Origin of the sequence: Roseicyclus sp. (assembly GCF_052168335.1) — a bacterium.
Classification (GTDB): domain Bacteria; phylum Pseudomonadota; class Alphaproteobacteria; order Rhodobacterales; family Rhodobacteraceae; genus Roseibacterium.
The window spans coordinates 1-1,048 of record NZ_JBQLZP010000305.1 but is presented as its reverse complement, the minus strand read 5'-3'; the positions used below and the strand labels follow the sequence as shown (position 1 = coordinate 1,048).

General features: G+C 65.6%; 2 protein-coding genes. Both read left to right on the top strand.

The features are described 5' to 3' along the window. Nucleotides 1-189: 189 nt before the first annotated feature. Nucleotides 190-726, top strand: a complete 537-nt coding sequence (locus tag ACTS11_RS09510) for a TRAP transporter small permease subunit (protein ID WP_442640081.1) — start codon at nt 190-192, stop codon at nt 724-726. Further along, a partial coding sequence (locus tag ACTS11_RS09505) for a TRAP transporter large permease subunit (protein ID WP_442640080.1) occupies nt 723-1,048 on the top strand: 326 nt, incomplete at its 3' end. The genes ACTS11_RS09510 and ACTS11_RS09505, both read left to right, overlap by 4 nt.

The window sequence follows — 1,048 nt, the reverse complement described above, 5'->3', positions numbered from 1 at the left end:
GGAGCGCGTCGTCGAGCAGAAGGTCGCCGAAAGCGAGGAGTTCGCCCGCGTCTGGAACCACATCCAGGAGTTCCGCGCCCGATACGCCGACTGGGCGGGCCTCGCCTACGTCGACTGACCGCGCGATGCGACCGGGCCGGGGCCGTGATGCGGCCCCGGCCGCCCCGAGACCGCGAGGACCCGGCCGACATGACCACGCTTCTTCACATCGCGCGCGCCCTGGCGCTGCCGTGCCATCTCTTTGCAAAGGCGGCGGGGCTCATGCTCCTGATCCTGACCGCGGTCATCATGTACGACGTGATAGGACGGCGGTTCTTCAATACGGGCTCCTTCGTGGTTTCGGACCTCGAATGGCACCTGCACGGCGCCATCGCCGTCCTGTGCTTCGGATATGCCTATATCCGTGACGCCCATGTCCGGATCGACATCTTCGCCCACCGCATGAGCCGCCGTCTCAAGCTGGAGCTGGAGTTCTGGGCGATCCTGGTGTTCCTGGTCCCCTTCATGTGCCTCCTGATCTGGTTCGGATGGGACTTCGCGGCACGCGCCTTCGAACGCAACGAAGGGCCGGTCGGCGGCATGGGCCTGCCACATCGCTGGATCATCAAGGCCGCGATCCCGCTATCCGCCTTCCTGACGATCCTCGGCGCCCTCTCGGTCGCGCTGCGCATCCGCGTGGCCGTCGCCCGCCCGGACATGATCGACACTCCGTTCGAGGCCGAATGATGGAAGCGCTGATCGACATCCTTCCGGGCCTCATGTTCCTGGCGCTGATCGCGGGGCTCTTCTCGACGCTTCCTGTCGGCATCGTCCTGATGGGCGTCACGCTGATCTTCGGCGGGCTCGCTCTTGCCCTTGGCGAAATGCGGTTCGCGCAGGTCACGCTGATGCCCAATCGTATCTTCGGCGGCATCATCGAGAACCCGGTTCTCGTCGCGGCCCCCATGTTCATATTCATGGGCCTCGTGATGGAGCGGACGCGCATTGCCGAGGACCTCCTGATCTCGCTCCAGAAACTGCTTCGGGCGGTGCCGGGCGGACTCGCGCT

Coding starts and splice junctions, on each gene's coding strand:
- ACTS11_RS09510 (WP_442640081.1), top strand. CDS start 190: ATGACCACGCTTCTTCACATCGCGCGCGCCCTGGCGCTGCCGTGCCAT.